Consider the following 18,352-nt stretch of genomic DNA (forward strand, 5'->3'; position numbering starts at 1 on the left):
AGCAGCTTTCCGGCGGCCAGCTTCAGGTGGAGGTCTATGACAACAACACGCTGGGCGGCAGCCGCGAGCTGGTGGAGGCCGTTCAGGCGGGTGACATGCAGATGTGCGAAACCAGCCAGTCTATGTACGCCAGCTTTACCGAGGAGCTGATGAGCGTGGGCCTGCCCTTCCTGTTCAAGAACCGTCAGGCTGCCTATGATTTTTATGACAGCGAGGTGGGCACCCAACTTGCCGAGGCCATCAGGACCCAGACCGGCATCCGCATTGTGGGCTACTTTGAAAATGGCATCCGCCAGCTCACCAACAGCAAGCGCCCCATCACCAGCCCCGATGACATGAAGGGCCTGAAGATCCGCGTGATGGAGTCCCCCCTGTACATCGACATGTTCACCCAGATGGGCGCAAACCCCATGCCCATGTCCTTTGCCGAGCTGTATACCGCTTTGCAGCAGGGCACCGTGGACGGTCAGGATAACCCCTATGCCATCACGGCCACCAACGCCTTCTATGAGGTGCAGAAGTATATGACCGACCTGAGCCACACCTTCGACATCACCTGCTTCAGCATCAACGACGAGTTTTATCAGAGCCTGCCCGCCGACTTGCAGAAGGTGGTTGACGAGGCTGCGAAAGCCGCTGTGGAAGTCAACCGTCAGCAGTCCATCGACAAGGAGCAGGAGTACATCAAGACCATCCAGGACGGCGGCTGCGAAATCACCTTCCTGACCGACGAGCAGCGCAATGTGTTCCGTGAGGCCACCGCCGGCACCTATGACTTCTTCACCAAGAATTACAACCCCACCGTGACGCTGGAAACCGTTTTGGCGAAGGCGGATGAGGTCAACGCGGCAAATTAAGGCACATGGGTGCGGGCGAAGCGAAGGCTTCGCCCGCACCAAGGAGAAAGGTACGAATATGAAAATAGTGTCATTTCTTGACAAGCATCTGGAAGAGGTCCTTTTGGCAATTCTTCTCAGCGTCATGACTCTGATGATCTTTATGCAGATCGTGTTTCGCGTATTTGGCTGGCCACTGTCCTGGACGGAGGAGCTGGGCCGGTATATGTTTATCTGGATGATTTATCTGGGCGCCGCCTCGGCAATTCGCAAGCGCAAGCACATCAGTGTGGAGCTGCTGGATCTGTTTTTGAAGGATAACGGAAAGTTTGTGCTGAACATCATCTCCAACGTGATTTTTATGATTTTCGCCGCGATTCTCACCTATTACAGCATCCCCGTGGTTCAGCGTGTCGCCGCGCAGCTTTCTCCCGCCGTCCGGCTGTCCATGGCGATTCCGTACAGCTCCGTTCTGGTGGGCAGCGCGTTGATGTTGATTCGCCTGATTCAGGATACCATTGCGCGTTTCCGCGAGAGAAAGGAGGCCGTCGGCTCCCATGACTAATCTGATTTTATTTGGCTCCTTTGCCATTTTCCTGGCCTTAAAGGTGCCCATTGGCGTTTCCGCCGGTATGTCTCTGGTCATCTACCTGACCACATGCAGCACCCAGTCCCTCTCCTATCTTGCCACCAATATGTTTACCGCGGTGGACTCCTTCCCTCTGATGGCCATTCCGTTTTTCATTCTGGCGGGCGGCCTGATGGAAGGCGGCGGCCTGTCCAAGCGGCTTGCCGACCTTGGCTCGGCGGCGGTGGGGCATATTACCGGCGGCTTTGCCGTGGTTACGGTAATTACCTGCATGTTCTTCGGTGCAATTTCCGGCTCCGGTCCGGCCACGGTGGCCGCCATTGGTGCGGTAATGGTGCCCGCCATGGTGGAGCACGGCTATGACAAGCCCTTCTCCGTGGCGCTGATTGCCGCTTCCGGCTGTCTGGGTGTGATTGTGCCCCCCAGCATCCCCATGGTGCTTTACGGCGTTTCCACCGGCGCGTCCGTGGGCACGCTGTTCATGGGCGGCTTTGGTCCGGCGCTCGTTCTGGGCGGCGGACTGTGCGCCCTGAGCATCTACATCTCCAGAAAACGCGGCTACAAGGGCTCCGGCCAAAAATTTTCCTTCCGCCGTCTGGGGCGCGCCGCGGTGGATGCCATCTGGGCGCTGCTGGTTCCCGTCATCATTCTGGGCGGAATTTACGGCGGCTTTTTCACCCCCACCGAGGCGGCCGTCATCGCCTGCGTCTACGGCTTGATTGCCGGCGCTCTGATTTACAAAGAGTTGAACTGGGCCAAAATCTATAACTCTCTGGTTGGCTCCGCCGAAACTGTGGGCACGGTTTTGATCATGGTTGGCACCGGTACTGTGCTGGGCAAGGTTCTGGCGCTGGAGCGCATTCCCGAGGCAATTATGACCGGAATGACCTCCCTGACAGACAATAAGTTTGCAATTTTGCTGCTGATTAACGCGGTGCTGCTGGTGGTTGGCATGATTATGGACACAACGCCCGCCATCCTCATTCTCTCGCCCATACTGTATCCCGTTGCAAAAGAGTTTGGCGTCAGCGTCATTCATTTCGGCCTGATCATGGTCACCAACATGGCCATCGGCTTTATCACTCCTCCCGTGGGCGTGAACCTGTTCGTGGCTTCCGGCATGACCAAAATGAAGTTTACGGATTTGTGTAAAGCCATCGTACCGTTTATTTTTGTGATGATTGCCGCGCTGCTGGTCATCACCTATATTCCCGCGGTCACCGAGGCCCTGCCCAGAGCGCTGGGAATGATGGGCTGAGGCGCTGGTATGAACGCTGTATTTGACATTGGGGGAAAACGCGCCATTGTCACCGGCGGCAGCCGGGGCATCGGGTTTTCTCTGGCCAAAACGCTTTATGACGCCGGGGCGAAGGTTGCAATTACCGGAAGCGGAGACTCCATTCACGCCGCAGCGGCCAAAATCGGCGGGTCGGACCGCATCCGGGGCTTTGTGGGCGATTTTCAGGATTCCCCAGCTGTGGATGCCTGCTTTCAGGAGGCAAAGGCGTTTTTGGGCGGGGTGGACATTCTGGTCAACAACGCCGGAACCCAGATTCGCCACCCCTGCGAGGATTTTCCTGTGGAGGATTTTGAGAAGCTGATTCGTGTAAACCTGATTTCCTCCTTTCAGATGGCCCAGCTTTGCGGACGGGAGATGCTGGCGCAGGGCAGTGGAAAAATCGTCAATATTGCTTCCATGCTCAGCTTTTTTGGCGGTTTCAACGTGCCGGCCTACGCCGCTTCCAAGGGCGGCGTGGCCCAGTTTACAAAGTCGCTGTCAAACGAATGGGCGGCAAAGGGCATTCAGGTAAACGCCATTGCCCCCGGGTATCTTGCCACAGACAATACCGCTGCAATTCGGGCAAACCCGGCGCGCAATCAGGAGATTCTAAGCCGGATTCCCGCCGGACGATGGGGCGAGCCGGAGGATCTGACCGGTGCGCTGCTGTTTCTGGTTTCTCCTGCGTCGGATTATCTCTCCGGCGTGGTGCTCCCCGTGGACGGGGGATTCATGGGCAGATAAAGAATTAGGCGGCTGATAAAGCGGACCCACGCCCCCGGCAGCGGGATGGCGCCGCTGCGTCAGCCGCCGCGCCCATTTGGAAGAGGAAAAGTGCGAGCCTGAGAATGCATTCCGGCGAACGGACCGCCGATAAAAACAAGAAAAAACGATGGACTTTGACGCGGGTGCTTTGCCGGCGCAGTCCGCGGATGAGGCGCTTCAAGGTTATACTCGGCAGTGCTATGGCGCGATTTTGGATACTTGCAACGGCACATACCACACGAGAAACGAAGTGAACGGAGATTATCAGAGGGACATTCTCCGGGACGGCGTGACGCTGTAAGCCCGCAAACCGGAGAGAGGAGACGGCTATGAAAAACACGGCATTGGAAGCAATTATGGAAACGAAGGTCATCGCGATTGTACGGGGGATTCCAAGCACGCAAATCTGCGATTTAGCCGGAGCGATTCTGGCGGGGGGCCTGCGCTGTCTGGAGGTCACCTTTAATCACAGCAGCAAGGGCGGCATTGAGGAGACATTGCGCTCTATCCGGCTGCTGTCCGAACGCTTTGGAAATGAAATTGAGGTGGGCGCGGGGACGGTGATGACGGCTGAGGAAGTGAATCTTGCCAAGGAGGCGGGCGCGGGCTATATCATCTCGCCCAATGCCGACGAGGCGGTGATCCGGGAAACCCGGCGGCTGGAGCTTGTCTCTATTCCCGGGGCCATGACGGCCACGGAGGCGGCCTGTGCGTGGAGCTGGGGGGCCAATATTGTCAAGCTGTTTCCGGCGGGGATTTTGGGGCCGGAGTATATCAAGGCCCTCCGTGGTCCGCTGGGCCACATTCCCTTCACCGCTGTGGGCGGCGTGACCCCGCAGAACACACCGGACTTTCTCCGGGCCGGGTGCGTGGGCGTTGGCGTGGGGGGAAACCTCGTCTCCGCCAAGCTAGTGTCCGAGGGGAAGCTGGACGAAATCACCAACACGGCCAGAGCCTATGCGCAAGCCGTCCGGGGGTGAGCGGATGGAGCGGGGTCTGATTGCGTACTACGACGTTGGAACCAGCAACGTGCGGATTTTCCTGCTGGACCGGGAAAAGCGGCTGCTGTGCACCCGCCGCAGAACCCTTGGGGCAAAGGACGCGGCCATTGCCGGGTCCAACCGCCCTCTGCTGGAGGGAATGAAGGCTTTATACGACGAGGCTTTGGCTGAAACGGGCTGGACGGACGGGGAGGTGGAGGCCATCTATGCCTCCGGCATGGCCACGTCGCCCTATGGGATTTTTGAAATTCCCCATTATCCCGCCCCCGTCACGGCGGAGGAATTTGCTCGGCGGGGGGTCACGCCCTATTGGGAAAGTACCGTCTTCGGACGGGAAATCCACCTGATTTCAGGACTGAAAACGGTGGGAACGGACGTGTCCTCCACCAACAACACCCGGGGCGAGGAGATTGAGGTGCTGGGCGTTTTGCCGGAGCTTGCGGCCCGCTATCCCGGCCGGCAGACGGCGGTGCTTCTCCCCGGGTCCCACACCCATGTGCTGCTGGCAGGACAGGGGCGGCTGACAGGCATTTTGTCCACTTTTACCGGTGAGCTGTTTTACGCATTAAAACAGGATACCATTCTCGCGCCGGTGCTGTCGGTGGAGTCGGATAGGCCAAATCCGGTGGCGGTGGCGCTGGGGCTTGAAAACCTGCGGCGTTATGGCTTCAACCGGGCGCTGTACATCGGTCACGCCATGCGGGTGTTTGAGCGGGAATCTCCCCACTTTCGCCGCTGCTATTGTGAGGCAGTGGTGTCCGGCGGTGTGATTGAGGCGCTTGACGCCTATTGTGAAGAGCGCTGGACGCAGTGCGACACGGCGGTGGTGGTGGCAAACCCCTATATGGCGGAGCTGTTCACCCTGCTGCTGGCGGGCAGCCGACGCATTCGCAGCCATTCCATGCTGACGGCAGACGGCGGGAAAAGCTATGCGCTGGAGGGCTTGCGCGGTATTTTAAGCATCAGAGAGGGGACGAAACAATGAGTAAAAAGGTTTTGGTGACCTCGCGGTCCTTCGGGTCAATTGATTCAACGCCAAAGGATATTCTGGAGCAGGGGGGCTGCGCGGTCATCCTGATGGGCAAGGACTTTGACATGGAGCGCTTTGCCAAGACGGTGACGGCGTGCGACGCGCTGATTATCGGGGCCCACGACTTTCCCGTGGAGCTGATGAACCGGTGCGAAAAACTGAAGGTAATCTGCAAGCACGGCGCGGGGCTGGACAATCTTCACTTGGAGGAGGCAAAGGCCCGGGGCATCGCGGTGTGCAACGTTCCCGGCACAAACGCCAACGCGGTGGCGGACCTTACCTTTGGCCTGATGCTCTCCTGCGCCCGTCATATTTCTCTGGGCGATCGGCGGGTGCGACAGGGGGAGTGGAGGGCTCTGACGGGGAAGGATGTGTACGCCAAGACACTGGGACTTCTGGGTTTTGGCGCGGTGGCGAGAAACGTGGCCCGACGGGCTGCGGGCTTTTCCATGCGCGTGCTGGCCTATGACCCCTATGTCCGCGCCCTGCCGGAGGGCTTTGAACACGTAACGCTGTGCGAAAGTGCGGCGGAAGTGATTTCTGGCTGCGAATTTTTGTCAGTTCACCTGCCGCTGACAGAGGAGACACGGGGCATGATCGGCGCGGCGGAGCTCGCTTCTATGCGCCCCGGCGCGTACGTGATCAATACCGCCCGGGGCGGCATTGTGGATGAAAAAGCGCTGTACGAAGCCCTTGTCTCCGAGCATCTGTCCGGCGCGGCCATGGACGTCACCGAGGTGGAGCCGATGGATACAGACAACCCGTTGCTGACGCTGGATAATGTGGTGGTCACGCCTCACATCGGCATGTATTCCCGGGAAGCCATCGGTGCGGTAAGCGTCATTTGTGCGGAAAATGTGGCGGCCTGCCTTGGGGGCGGAGAGGTAAAGTTTCGCGTGGTGTAATTTTTGGCGTTTTTTCCATTTTTGTTTGCTCGTTTCGTAAAAATGTCCAGATTTTCTTGAAAAATGACGCTGTTTGTGATATAATTTTATAAAGCCGCAATTGCTGCGCTTGCCGCTCAGCGCGGGAGGAAAGGAGTTGAAGATATGCTGATGCTGGATCAGTTCTGCGAAATTCCCCATGCGGTTCTGCGCTCCGTGATGTGCGATACGCCCAACGGCGTTCTGATTTTTGACGAGGCATACCGGATTCTTTTTGCCAACCGCGCTGCGCTGCAAATGCTGGAGCTGGAGGCCGGGAAGGAATACGATGTGCGGGAGCTGACGGGCCCGGTGGATCTGGGGGCGCTGGATGCGGATGCCGAAAAGACGTTTACCATGCGGCAGGGAAACCGGCAGCTTCACTATCGTCTGATTTCCGCGGGAGACGCGGGAGAGTCCGCCGTGTATGCGCTGATTCTGATGGAATCCCAGCAGGCGCTGCGCTCCCAGATGGAGCTGGAGGCGGCATGGAAGCTGACAAGCGAGATGGAGGAAATTCTGGAGGGCTCCTTTGACGGGATTCTGGTCACCGACGGGGAGGGGAACGTTCAGTTTGTCAACAGCTCCTACGAGCGGGTGGCCGCCATCCCCCGGAAGGAGCTGGAGGGGCGCAATATGCGCGCCCTTATCAATCCCGTCTGGATGGAAAATTCCGTGGCGTTTGTGGTGCGGGAGGAGCGTCGCCCCGTCTCCAAGCGGCAGGTGACGCAGGACGGACGGGACATTATTGTCACGGGCAAGCCGGTGTTCGACGAGAACGGAAAGGTCAAGCGGGTTGTGATTAACGCCCGGGACATCACAGAGATTTTTCAGCTCCGGGAGGAGCTGCTCAACGCCAAGAACCGGGAACTTCAGCACTATCAGACCATTCTCAGCACCACCAACACGGAGCGGGAAAAGGTGGTGGCTATCAGTGAGAAGACAAAGAAGGTCTTTTCTTTAGCCGAGCGGGTGGGCCGGTTTGACACCACCGTGCTGATTCTGGGAGAGTCCGGCGCGGGAAAGGAGGAGGTGGCCCAGCAGATTCACGCCAGCAGTATGCGCAAAGACCATGCGCTGGTGACGATTAACTGCGGGGCCATTCCGGAAAACCTGCTGGAAAGCGAGCTGTTCGGCTATGAAAAGGGCGCGTTTACCGGCGCTTCCAACTCCGGGAAGATCGGACTTCTGGAGGCGGCGGACGGCGGCACCGTGTTTTTGGACGAGATTGGGGAAATCCCCCTGTCCTTTCAGGTGAAGCTTTTGCGGGTGCTGGAGACAAAGCAGGTGACCCGGGTAGGGGGCGTGCGGGCCAAGAACATAGATGTGCGCTTTATCGCGGCCACCAACCGGGATTTGACCAAAATGGTGCGGGACGGCGCCTTTCGGGAGGATTTTTACTATCGGCTCAACGTGGTTTCCATCACCGTTCCTCCCCTGCGTCAGCGCAGGGAGGATATTTTGCCCCTGAGCCTGTTTTTTCTCAACAGGTTCAACCACAAATGCAACCAGAACAAAACCATGACTCCGGAAGTGATTAAGCGCATGGAGGAATATGACTGGGAGGGCAATGTACGGGAGCTGCGCAACGTGGTGGAACATATGGTGATTATGAGCCCCAACGAGCAGCTTCAAATCAGCGACGTGCCGTGGATTATCCGCCAATGTCAGGGGCCCGGGAAGACATCCCTTCTACCGGAGATGGCGGGGGAGGAAAGCTCCGATCTGGGACGCGCCGTGGAAGAACTGGAAAAGCGGCTGCTGTTACGGGCGAAGGCGGAGTGCACCTCCACCAGAGAGATGGCCCGCTTCTTAAACGTGGACCAATCCACGGTGGTGCGCAAGCTTCAAAAATATGGGCTTTCGGGCCGATAAACATAAAGGGACAGCCGGCGGCCTTTTGGCCGTCGGCTGTCCCTCTGTTGGGAAATATGAGAAATGAAAGAAATGAGGAAAGCAAATAAAAGGGAATTGCGGAATTACTTTTTCTCGTATTGATAGAAGCCCTCACCGGATTTTCTGCCCAGCATTCCCGCGTCCACAAAGCGCTGTAAAACCGGGCTGGGGCGGAACCGCTCGCCATAGGCGTCGAAAAGGATTTTGTCCACACTGAGGTTCAGGTCGTGTCCCAACTGGTCCAGGAGCTTGCAGATACCGACGGGGTGGCCAAGGCCATAGACGCAGATTTTGTCAATGTCCTCGGGCGTGGCCACGCCCTCCTCAACGAGACGCAGGGCCTCCGCGTAAAACACATGAAACAGGCGGTTTAAGGCAAAACCGGTGACATCCTTGACCCGGACCGGCTCTTTTTCAATGTATAGCAGCAACTCCGTCACGGTGTCCACTGTTTCCGCAGAGGTGAGCAGGCCGGGGATGATCTCCACCAGCTTCATAATGCTGGCGGGGGAGTTGAAGTGCGCGCCCACAAAGCGGGGGGCCCGCTCCTTGGACACGGAGGCCGCCAGCTTGGAGATGGAGATGCTGGAGGTGTTGGAGGCCAAAATCGTCTCCGGCTTGCAGAGTTGATCCAGCTTTTGAAAGGTATCGCGCTTGATCTCCAGATTTTCAAGAACTGCCTCGATCACAAAATCGCAGTCCGCCATCAGGGAAAGGTCCGCCGTGGGGACCACGCGGGCCAGCGTGGCGTCCCGCTGCTGGGGAGAAATCTTTCCCTTGGCAACCTGCTTGTCCAGAATGACTATCTGCTTTTGCTTGCCGCCGTCGGCAAATTCCTGCTTGATGTCCGCCAGAACCACGTCCAGCCCGCAGCGGGCAAAGCACAGGGCGATTTCCGCCCCCATCATGCCCGCACCGACGACGCCTGCTTTTTTAATGTTCATCAATGTACTCCTCCGTTTTCAATCGGTGTTGAAAGCCGCGCTTTACCGGCAGTTTTCCACGAGAATTGCCATGCCCTGTCCGCCGCCGATGCACAAAGAGGCCAGACCGTACCGGCCGCTCCGGCGCTTCAGCTCGTAAATCATGGTGGTGAGAATGCGGGTGCCGCTGTTGGCCAGCGCGTGGCCGTGGGCAATGGCGCCGCCGTTGACGTTAACCCGGGAGTAAAGCTCCGTGCCCATGTCCATGCCCAGCTCCTTCAAACACCCCAGAGACTGGGCGGCAAAGGCTTCGTTCAATTCGAACAGGTCAATGTCCGCAAGTTCCAGCCCAGTCTTCTTGAGGAGCTTGCGGATGGCGGGAACAGGGCCGAGGCCCATGTAGCGGGGGTCCACGCCCGCAGAAGAGGTGCCCACAATGCGTACCAGCGGCTCCACGCCCAGCTCCTTTGCCTTTTCCTCGGTCATGATGACCACGGCGGAAGCGCCGTCGTTCATCCCGGAGGAGTTGCCCGCAGTGACCACGCCGCCGTCTTTGAAGCAGGGACGCAGGCGGCTCAGGGACTCCATGGTGGTGTCCGGCTTGATATGTTCGTCAGTGTCAAACACAAAGCTGCCCTTGCGCTGCTTGACCTCGAAGGGGAAGATCTCGTCCTTGAATCTGCCCGCATCCTGTGCTTCTTTCATTTTGCGCTGGCTGTCCACGGAGAAGGCGTCCTCCTCTTCCCGGGTAATGTGGTAGCGTTCGGCCACGTTTTCGGCGGTAATGCCCATGTTGGTGCCGGGATATTTGGCCTGCGGCTGCACAATGGTCACGCCGTGGGAAAAGGTGTCAAACAGCGGCTTGTCGCCAAGGCGCAAAGGCTCATAGCGGGAGGAGGGCGGCAGGTAATAAGTCATGCGGGACATGATCTCCACGCCGCCTGCAATAATAACGTCCGCTTCCCCGGCGTTGATTTCATAGCAGGCGCTCTGCACGGCCTGCAAGGACGAGGCGCACTGGCGGTCCACCGTGAAGGCGGGCGTTTCCTCGGGGACCCCCGCCATCAGCGCGGCGCAGCGGGCCACGTTGGGGGTGTAGCCGTACACGTCGCCGAAAATGACTTCGTCCACCTGCTCCAGAGAAATGCCGCCACGGGCGGCTGCGGCCTGAATGGCGGCCGCACCCAAATCCTGCGCCTCAACGGTTTTAAGACTTCCCAGATAACCGCCCACGGCGCTGCGCGCGGCTCCTGTGATCACAAGCTGTTTCATATCGGTTCCTCCTGAAAAAAGTGTGGTTATTCTCCTGTAAACACGGGCTTTCTCTTTTCAAAAAACGCGGCCATGCCCTCTTTTTGGTCGTGGTGGTTGAAAAGCTCGGCCCACAGCGCGCCCTCGTAATCGGAGGCGGCGTTGTATTGCGGGTGGCCCACGGCGTATTCAATGGATTTCTTGGCGGCGGCCAATGCCAGCGGACTGCGGGTGCAAAGCTTCTTCGCCCATGTCTTGGCGGTTTCCCAGAGAGCCTCTTTGTCCACGGCAACGTGGGCAAGGCCGATGCACTCGGCCTCCTCGCCGGAGACAACGCGGCTGAGGTAAATCAGTTCCTTTGCCTTGGCCTCGCCTACCAGCCGGGGCAGAAGCACCGTTCCGCCCGCGCCGGGGATGATACCCAGATTCAGCTCCGTCAGGCCCATTTTCGCGGTTTTGGACACGATGCGGAAGTCGCACCGAAGCGCCAACTCCAACCCCCCGCCAAAGGCATAGCCGTCCACGACGGCAATGGTGGGGATAGGGAGCGATTGAATTTTATTATAGGTGGGCGTGAACAAAAAGTCCTTTGCCTGCGCCTCGTCACAGGGAGCCATGTCCCGGATATCCGCGCCTGCGGCAAAGTTCTCTTCGCTGTAAAACAGCAGCACCCGCACGGAGGAGTCGGCTTGCACTTGCTCAACCATGCGGTCCATTTCGTCCACAATGCTGCGGGACAGGGCGTTGAGCGCCTCGGGACGCCGCACCTGAATGACGGCGATGTCGCCGTCCCGCTCCAACACAATCTGTTTGCTCATTGATGTGCTCCTTTCCTTGGGTGGAATGAATTCTATGTTTTTTATCATACAAATGCGACCTTTGAGAAAGCTTTTACAAATCTTTGCAAAATCTTTGAAAACATTTATTTTAATTAAACTTTCTTTATGGTACACTGGAATTAAGAAAAAAGGAGGGGGCTGGCAAATGGAGGAGCTGCGGCTGGGGGGCGGACAGGAAAACCGAGGGCTGGAAAAGACCTTTTTGGAGCGGTGTCTGGCGGGCGCACCGGAGATGACATTGACGGTGCTGGGTGTGCCCATGCTCATGTCGGTAAGCCGTGGGGCGGCGGAGCTTTTGAGTCGGCGGGGCGCATGTTGTACCTTTCGTGTGCGGGGAGAAGCGCGGGACGCGGAACGGTTCGCTGCTGCGCTGAGGGATTTTTTTCAGGCCGGGAAGGAAGAAGACCTCCTTGGGCTGGTATGCGCTCCCCGGGAGCAGGATTGCTTTATCCTGTTGGATGACGCCCACCTTTTAGACTGCATGGACGGACTGGGCGCGCTGTTGCAGCGGCTGCTGCTGCGCTGTGGGGAACGGGTGCATTTTCTGCTGCTTTCCGCCCGGCCCATTCCCTTCATCCGGGAGGCGGATGCGTTGCCCGTGAAATTGGCGGAGGTGGAGCCATCGACGCTGATACTGACATGGACCATGGCAGACGGGCTTTTGCGGGAGGTCTATCCGGCCTTGCTGGAGAGCGACCGCCAGCGAATTTTTGAGCTGGGGGGCGGCTGGCTCTCTGCCATGGATGCGGCGGCCCGCGCCATGCTGGACGGCGGCGGAGACGGCGGCAACCGCGTGAGGGAGCAGATTCTCTCGGCGGTAAGCGATTTGCTGGACGGCTGGGCCGCCGCGGTATGGACGGCGGAGGATATAGAGTGCATGGAGCGGGTGTGCGTGGAGCGGAATCTTTCCGAGACGCTGGCTCTGCGCCTGACCGACGGCGAGACGGGTCCCCTGCGGCGGCTGGCGCGGCGGCGCTTTCTGGTGCGCGCCCGCGCGGCGCTGGAGCCGGTGTATTTTTTAAACCGTGTGCTGCAATCATGGCTGTATCAGCGGGCGTGGCTTTCCCGGGGAAAGGGCTTTCTAACGGAGCAGCATCGGATTGCGGTGCTCTACGCACAGGAGCGGGAGGACTGGCAGGCGGTGTTTTACCATCAGCTTCGCCGGGGCTATGCGGAGGAAGCGGCGTTGACGCTGCGGTATCTGAGCTTTTCGGAAATTGACGTGTCGCTTCTGGAGGACTATCGCCAGCTTTTGCGCAGGCTGCCCCCTGCCGCCATCGACAAACTGCCATGGGTGCAGATGGGCTATGCCATTGCCGTCAAATACCGCTATCCCAACATTGCCTTCCGCTATCTGGACCGGGCGGCCGAGCTGTTTCGGGATATGGGCGACCGGGAGGGCATGGTTTTGGCGGCCTGCCAGCGGATCAGCATGGGCTTTTTTGCCCCGGAGCACGAGTCTGCCGCTACGGAGCCCTTGCGGATTTTAACAGAGGAGGATTTTCAGGACGGGGAGCTGGACCGGGTGATTGACGGCTACCGCAAGGTGTTCACCGCCTACGCACTAATTCAGCAGGCAGTGGACTATCCGCGGGCCATTGCCCTTTTGGAGCAGGCCAAGGAGACGGCCCTTATCCGGGAAAATGACAATTTGCGTCTGTGGGCCTGCTTTGTGACAATTCTGACCTATAAGGACTGCCGGTATGAAAACGGCCTAAAAACCATTCTGGACGAAGCGCTGGAACTGGTGGAGTCCCCCGTGGTGCAAAAGCCCCTAAAAATGTGTCTGTATCAGACCGTGGCGTTCTTGTGCTATATCGAGAGCGGACGCTATGCGCAGGCAAGGGACTGCTGCGAGCGGGCGGCGAGAATCGCCGATGAAATCGGCGCCTACGGATACAGCGTCTATATCAATATGGTGCATGCCTATGCGCTGGACTGCCTTGGCCGGTTTCAAAAGGCGGAGCAGGTGATTCTGGAGACGGCCCGGGTTTCCTCCAACATTCTCAACGTCCGCAACGAGCACCTGTGGGCCTACTACCTTATAGGCCAGAGCTATCACTATTTTCTCAAGGGCGACCCGGATTTGGCACAGGAAACGGCGGACAAGGCCGTGGACTACGCCCGCCGCGCGGGGCGGAATTCCTATCTGGTGCGGGCACTTCTGGTGTCCGGCAACATTGCCGCCGAGCGGGGCCGTATGGAGCAGGCGGATGCGCTGGCGGACGAGAGCATAGGGCTGTGCGATAAGAGAAAATACCGCTTTTATCAGCTTTCCACCCTCTTTTTAAAAGCCCAGATTTACCGCGCGGGAGGAGAGACAACCCGCTTTGAACGCTGTATGGAACAGCTTGCCAAGGGCGGCCGGGAGGCAGGAATCTATCACTATAACTTTGCAAAGCCCGAGACAATCTGCCGGGTGGCGGGGAGCTTCCGCCCCTCCGAAAGGGACCGGAGCTACTTTTTGCAGTTGGAGGCGTGCAATTCCGCCGCCGAAGCAACCGCCGCTGCCGCACCGATTTTGGAAAGCCGCCTGCACACGCCGCTGGAGGTTCAGATACTGGGAAGCCTGTCCGTCCGCCGCCGGGGCGAGACGGCGGAGGCATGCCCCTCCGCCCGGGCTGCGCAGCTTTTGCGGATTCTGGCACTGTATTCTGAGCCGATGAGCATTCACAAGCTGCTGGTTGAGATCTGGCCGGACTGGGAAGAAAAGGCGGCTATGAATAGCTTTTACTTCACGCTCTATCAGCTTCGGGCCTATCTGGGGGAGAAAAATGCCGTGGTCTACAAGCGGGGCCTGTGCGGCTTGGACCGGGAGCTGGTGACGGTGGACGCGGCGCTGTTTCAGGAGTTTTGCCGGCAGGCGCGGCAATATCTGGCCGCCGGCAATCTCTATGCCGCGGGACGTTACTTTGCGCAGGCGACCGGCCTGGTCCGGGGCAAGGTGCTGGACGGAGATGATTTGCCGGAAAACGCCCTGATACAAAGGGAATCGCTGGAGCGGTTTGTGTTCACGGCGCTGCGGGACTATGGAACGGTGTGCATGCGCCAGCACCGTCCCGACGAGGCGGAGCAGGTGCTTTCCGAGGCGGTAAAAAGCGACTTTGCCGATGAGGAGGCCCATCGCCTGCTGATTCGGGCGCAATACCTCTCCGGAAACAAAAGCGGCGCGCTGAGTACCTATGAGCGGCTGTGTCGGCAACTGCAAACGGAGCTTCAGGTGGAGCCTCACCGCCTGACCCGCGAGCTTGTGGACCGCATCCGCCACAATCAGGAGGTGGCTGACGCGGAGGAGCCGCAATAAAAGAACCCGGGAAAACCGACGCTCTAAAAGACGCGGTTTTCCCGGGAAAAAGTTATCGAAGCCTGGATTTGGTCACCGAAACGGAGGGGCAGGCGGCAGAGAGAATATCCACCATGGCGTTGGTTCCGGCAATTACATAATGTACGTCGTGTTCCTTGCCTAGCGTCTGCTGATAGGCGTCGCCGGTCAGCTTGAAAAACGTGTTTCCCCGCATCAGCACTTCGTACTCGGCGCTCAGGGCTTCCAGCCGCGGGGCGCACCGGGATAGCTCCGCCACGGAATATGCGCCTACGCCAGAGGCAAAACGGATGGAGAATTCAAATACTTCGTTGGAAACGACGATTTGCAGGGAGTCGCCCTGCCCGACAATGGAGTCCAGCGAGAATCTGCCGAACATTTCTTTTTGAGGCAGCCAACAATCCAGTTTCGTCATGATTTTTTCCTCCCAGATTTTAATTGATTATCATACGGGACCGCGCAGACAAGCCGCATTGTAAATATTATATAAGAATCGTTTGCAAAGGCGCTTTGGTTAAGATTAATTATACCAAAGGGTCTTTGGCTTTTCTTTGAAATTTCTTTGCAGAACATTCAAGTTTTTATTTTGGCGCAGAATCTCACGCTTTTCTTCCAACCAAACCAAAAGGGGATTAAAAACATCTTGACAGCGGAAAGTGAACGTGTTATCTTAACTGTACTAATACGGATAATACAGTGAAACCGGGAAACCGGCGAACAAAACGGAGGTGGTAAGATGATCAGCCTGAATTACCGGGATTCAAGGCCCATCTACGAGCAGATTAAAGACGAATTGCGAAAGCTGATCGTCACCGGTGCGCTGGCGGCGGGAGAAAAGCTGCCGTCAGTGCGGGTGCTGGCAACCCGGCTTAGCATCAATCCCAACACGATTCAGCGGGCCTACAACGATCTGGAGACGGAGGGGTATATCTACTCTGTGCCGGGGAAGGGCAGCTTTGCCGGAGAGCGGGGAAGCGCGGACGCAGCGCGCCGCGAGCTGCTGAAAGATAAGGCGCGCCAGCTTTTACGCGAGCTGCGGGTGTTGGGTGTGACACCGGCGGAGCTTGAGGCGCTGTTGAAGGAGGGAGAAACGACATGATAGAGATTCAAAACGCGGTAAAAACATTTGACGGCTTTGCTGCGCTGGACGGGATCACCCTGACGGTGCCCACAGGCGCGGTATACGGGCTGGTGGGGCCCAACGGGGCGGGCAAGTCCACACTTTTGCGGTGCCTCAACGGCGTGTACCGGACAGACAGGGGCACGGTGAATATGCAGGGGGAGCCTGTGTGGGAGAATCCGGCGCTGAAAGCACGGATCGGCTCTATTCCCGATGACTGGCACTACTTTTTGCAATCCAGCACACAGGACATGATGAAGCTTTACCGGGGGATTTACCCAACCTTTTCTATGGAGCGGTATAAAAAGCTGGAAGACGCGTTTCCCATTGATCCCCGTAAGGCGATCCGGCATCTGTCCAAGGGAATGCAGAAGCAGGCGGCCTTCTGGCTGACCATGTGCTGCATGCCGGATTATCTTCTGCTGGATGAGCCGGTGGACGGTCTGGACCCGGTGATGCGCCGACAGGTGTGGTCGCTGGTGCTGGACGATGTGGCGGAGCGGGGCACCACGGTGCTGGTTTCCAGCCACAACCTGCGGGAGTTGGAGGACGTGTGCGACCATGTGGGCATTTTGGATCACGGAAAGGTGCTGCTGGAGCGGTCTTTGGAGCAGCTTCAGGACAACATGGTGAAACTTCAGGTGGTATTTCCCGAGGAAATAGCGGAGGTTCCCGCCGAAATTCCGGCGCTCCACACCTCGCGTCTCGGACGCATTCATACTCTGATTCTGCGGATGAATGCCAAAGACGCAGAGGCGCTGTTGGCGCAATATAAGCCCGTGTTGGTGGATGCTGTGCCGCTGACGCTGGAGGAGATTTTCATTTACGAGTTGGGAGGTGCGAACTATGCAGTCAAAGACATTGTCCTCTAAGGGATTGTTCAGCCCCGCCCTGTTTCGCAACGATCTGGTTCGATTCTGGCCTCTTTGGGCGCTGTATCTGGTAATGTGGCTTCTGATGATGCCGGCGTTCCAATTTTTGGAGATGTTTGGCCAAAACGGCTGGGAAAACATGACGGATATGCAGGCCTACGCCATGGGCGAGGTGGCGAGCATGGCCACCGGCGGAGCACTGGCTATGAGCGTGAGCTTCGGATGCCTTTTTGCAATGACGCTGTTCTCTTATCTCACCGGCTCTCGTGCCGTGGGGTTTGTCCACGCTCTGCCCACTCGGAGAGAGGGCCTGTTTTTGACCCACTATCTGGCTGGAGCGGCAGTGTTTATTGGATCTCATGCCCTCACCGCCCTGCTGACGGCCCTCGTCTGGAGCGCCGCCGGGGTGGAGAAGCTGTGGATCATTGGCCTGTGGTTCCTGTATACCACGGGGCAGATGCTGTTCTTTTACAGCTTCGCGGTGCTCTGCGCCATGTTTGCGGGGCAGATGCTGGCAATACCCGTGTTTTACGGGGTGCTCAATTGGCTGGTTTACGGAGTGACAAATCTGTTCTGGAACTTGTGCCAGATTCTATTGTACGGCTGGACGAATCCCGCTGACTCTGCGTTGGTGGGCTGGTTTACGCCGATGTATAAGCTGGTGCAGCTTAGCTGGGACCGATGGAATTATTCCCGCGGCAACGAGGCGTATTGGAGCTTTCTGCAAAGCGGGCTTGGCACCGTGGGGGTTTACGCGCTGGTGGGCGTGGTGATGACGATTGCGGCGCTGCTGATTTACAGGCGCCGCCACAGCGAGTCCGCAGGGGACACTGTGGCTATGAGCTGGGCAAAGCCTGTTTTTCGGTACGGCGTGGGTGTGTGCGCGGCCTTGATCCTGGGACAGCTTCTCTACATTATATTGTGGGATGCGTTTGGCCGGAACGGGCAATCTCCCGTGGCGCTGGTGGTCTGCATGGTGGTATTGGGCCTTGTGGGCTACTTTGGGGCGGAGATGCTGCTGCAAAAATCCTTCCACATTTTAAAACGGAGCTGGAAAGGCGGCGCGATTTTGGCTGCCGCCCTGATTCTGGTGTGTGTGGCTCTTGAGCTGGATCTTCCGGGTGTTGAGCGGCGCGTTCCCGTGGCGGAGGATGTACAGTCATTGGAATTCCGGCTTTACGGGCAGGACTCCATTTATGGCGACAGTCAGAATCCTGAGATAATTGATCGCTTCCTGACACTGCATCAAATGCTGGTGGAAGAGCGCCCCACAAGCAGCGTATGGGATGAAAATGCGCTCTACGGAAGCATGCAGTTGGACTACACACTGAAGAACGGCGCCCATCTGCGCAGGAATTACAGCTTTACCATCTCGCCCTCGGAAATTGAGGCCCATGCCGCACTGGCGGAGCAGCTAACAGAGCTTGCCCGGGACCCGGAGGTGTGGCAGGCGTATATGAAAGAGCGCTTCGAGCCGGGCCGGCTCATGACGGTGGAAATGTATCTTGACAGGGAAGGCCGCACGCTGACCTTTGAGGGCGATACCGCCCGGGAAATTCTGGCGGCACTGAAAAAGGACGTTGAAGCGGGACACGCCGGGACCTATACCTTTGATTCCAAGGGCTGGGATACCAATACGTATTCTACAAATCTGACGTTCTATTACCGTACACCGGAAGACGCCGGTAACGAAAACTATTATAATA

Annotated in this window: 17 protein-coding genes; 13 read left to right on the top strand and 4 right to left on the bottom strand. The window is 58.0% G+C overall.

Annotated features, from left to right (window positions below):
• The 9 genes from B2W96_RS01125 to B2W96_RS01165 all read left to right on the top strand — a co-directional run.
• On the top strand, window positions 1-857 hold an 857-nt coding region (locus B2W96_RS01125; RefSeq protein WP_293007698.1), incomplete at its 5' end, for a DctP family TRAP transporter solute-binding subunit.
• A 58-nt stretch (window positions 858-915) separates the two neighbouring features.
• On the top strand, window positions 916-1,401 hold the full coding sequence (locus B2W96_RS01130) for a TRAP transporter small permease (protein WP_293007700.1): 486 nt from the start codon (window positions 916-918) through the stop codon (window positions 1,399-1,401).
• Window positions 1,394-2,683: a TRAP transporter large permease gene (locus B2W96_RS01135; RefSeq protein WP_293007702.1), complete on the top strand. Its 1,290-nt coding sequence runs from the start codon at window positions 1,394-1,396 to the stop codon at window positions 2,681-2,683. Before B2W96_RS01130 ends, B2W96_RS01135 begins: the two co-directional genes overlap by 8 nt.
• A gap of 9 nt (window positions 2,684-2,692) precedes the next feature.
• Window positions 2,693-3,448 carry an SDR family NAD(P)-dependent oxidoreductase gene (locus B2W96_RS01140; protein WP_293007704.1) on the top strand — a complete coding sequence of 252 codons (756 nt, stop codon included), beginning with the start codon at window positions 2,693-2,695 and terminating at the stop codon, window positions 3,446-3,448.
• Window positions 3,449-3,596: 148 nt separating this feature from the next.
• Window positions 3,597-3,770: a hypothetical protein gene (locus tag B2W96_RS01145; RefSeq protein ID WP_293007705.1), complete on the top strand. Its 174-nt coding sequence runs from the start codon at window positions 3,597-3,599 to the stop codon at window positions 3,768-3,770.
• A gap of 28 nt (window positions 3,771-3,798) precedes the next feature.
• A complete protein-coding gene (locus tag B2W96_RS01150; RefSeq protein ID WP_293007707.1) occupies window positions 3,799-4,449 on the top strand; it encodes a bifunctional 4-hydroxy-2-oxoglutarate aldolase/2-dehydro-3-deoxy-phosphogluconate aldolase in 651 nt (216 codons plus the stop codon).
• A 4-nt stretch (window positions 4,450-4,453) separates the two neighbouring features.
• Window positions 4,454-5,455, top strand: a complete 1,002-nt coding sequence (locus B2W96_RS01155; RefSeq protein WP_293007709.1) for a 2-dehydro-3-deoxygalactonokinase — start codon at window positions 4,454-4,456, stop codon at window positions 5,453-5,455.
• Window positions 5,452-6,405, top strand: a complete 954-nt coding sequence (locus B2W96_RS01160) for a phosphoglycerate dehydrogenase (protein ID WP_293007711.1) — start codon at window positions 5,452-5,454, stop codon at window positions 6,403-6,405. The genes B2W96_RS01155 and B2W96_RS01160 overlap by 4 nt, the downstream gene beginning before the upstream one ends.
• Before the next feature lie 144 nt (window positions 6,406-6,549).
• Window positions 6,550-8,298 (top strand): sigma 54-interacting transcriptional regulator, encoded by a 1,749-nt coding sequence (locus B2W96_RS01165; RefSeq protein WP_293007714.1) that lies wholly within the window; start codon window positions 6,550-6,552, stop codon window positions 8,296-8,298.
• A 104-nt stretch (window positions 8,299-8,402) separates the two neighbouring features.
• Here the strand turns inward: B2W96_RS01165 and B2W96_RS01170 are convergent, their stop codons facing one another.
• The 3 genes from B2W96_RS01170 to B2W96_RS01180 are packed head-to-tail and all read right to left on the bottom strand — an operon-like array spanning window position 8,403 to window position 11,311.
• Entirely contained in the window at window positions 8,403-9,263 is an 861-nt protein-coding gene (locus B2W96_RS01170; protein WP_293007716.1) for a 3-hydroxyacyl-CoA dehydrogenase family protein, read from the bottom strand.
• A gap of 42 nt (window positions 9,264-9,305) precedes the next feature.
• The gene (locus B2W96_RS01175) at window positions 9,306-10,514 is read right to left on the bottom strand and encodes a thiolase family protein (protein ID WP_293007718.1); all 1,209 of its coding nucleotides are present in this window, start codon (window positions 10,512-10,514) and stop codon (window positions 9,306-9,308) included.
• Window positions 10,515-10,540: 26 nt separating this feature from the next.
• Window positions 10,541-11,311: an enoyl-CoA hydratase/isomerase family protein gene (locus tag B2W96_RS01180; protein ID WP_293007720.1), complete on the bottom strand. Its 771-nt coding sequence runs from the start codon at window positions 11,309-11,311 to the stop codon at window positions 10,541-10,543.
• 166 nt (window positions 11,312-11,477) lie between these two features.
• Between B2W96_RS01180 and B2W96_RS01185 the strand changes: the two genes are divergently transcribed.
• A complete protein-coding gene (locus tag B2W96_RS01185; RefSeq protein ID WP_293007722.1) occupies window positions 11,478-14,636 on the top strand; it encodes a BTAD domain-containing putative transcriptional regulator in 3,159 nt (1,052 codons plus the stop codon).
• A gap of 52 nt (window positions 14,637-14,688) precedes the next feature.
• Here the strand turns inward: B2W96_RS01185 and B2W96_RS01190 are convergent, their stop codons facing one another.
• Window positions 14,689-15,069 carry a hypothetical protein gene (locus B2W96_RS01190; RefSeq protein WP_293007724.1) on the bottom strand — a complete coding sequence of 127 codons (381 nt, stop codon included), beginning with the start codon at window positions 15,067-15,069 and terminating at the stop codon, window positions 14,689-14,691.
• Between the two features lie 321 nt (window positions 15,070-15,390).
• Here B2W96_RS01190 and B2W96_RS01195 point away from each other — a divergent pair, with 321 nt between their 5' ends.
• From B2W96_RS01195 to B2W96_RS01205, 3 genes are all read left to right on the top strand, one after another.
• Window positions 15,391-15,753, top strand: a complete 363-nt coding sequence (locus tag B2W96_RS01195; protein WP_293007726.1) for a GntR family transcriptional regulator — start codon at window positions 15,391-15,393, stop codon at window positions 15,751-15,753.
• Window positions 15,750-16,646 carry an ABC transporter ATP-binding protein gene (locus tag B2W96_RS01200; RefSeq protein ID WP_293007728.1) on the top strand — a complete coding sequence of 299 codons (897 nt, stop codon included), beginning with the start codon at window positions 15,750-15,752 and terminating at the stop codon, window positions 16,644-16,646. Before B2W96_RS01195 ends, B2W96_RS01200 begins: the two co-directional genes overlap by 4 nt.
• Window positions 16,621-18,352 (top strand): hypothetical protein (locus tag B2W96_RS01205; protein WP_293007730.1); only part of this gene is annotated, 1,732 nt, incomplete at its 3' end. The genes B2W96_RS01200 and B2W96_RS01205, both read left to right, overlap by 26 nt.

Source organism: Oscillibacter sp. UBA6647 (genome assembly GCA_002455655.1).
Classification (GTDB): Bacteria; Bacillota; Clostridia; order Oscillospirales; family Oscillospiraceae; genus Oscillibacter.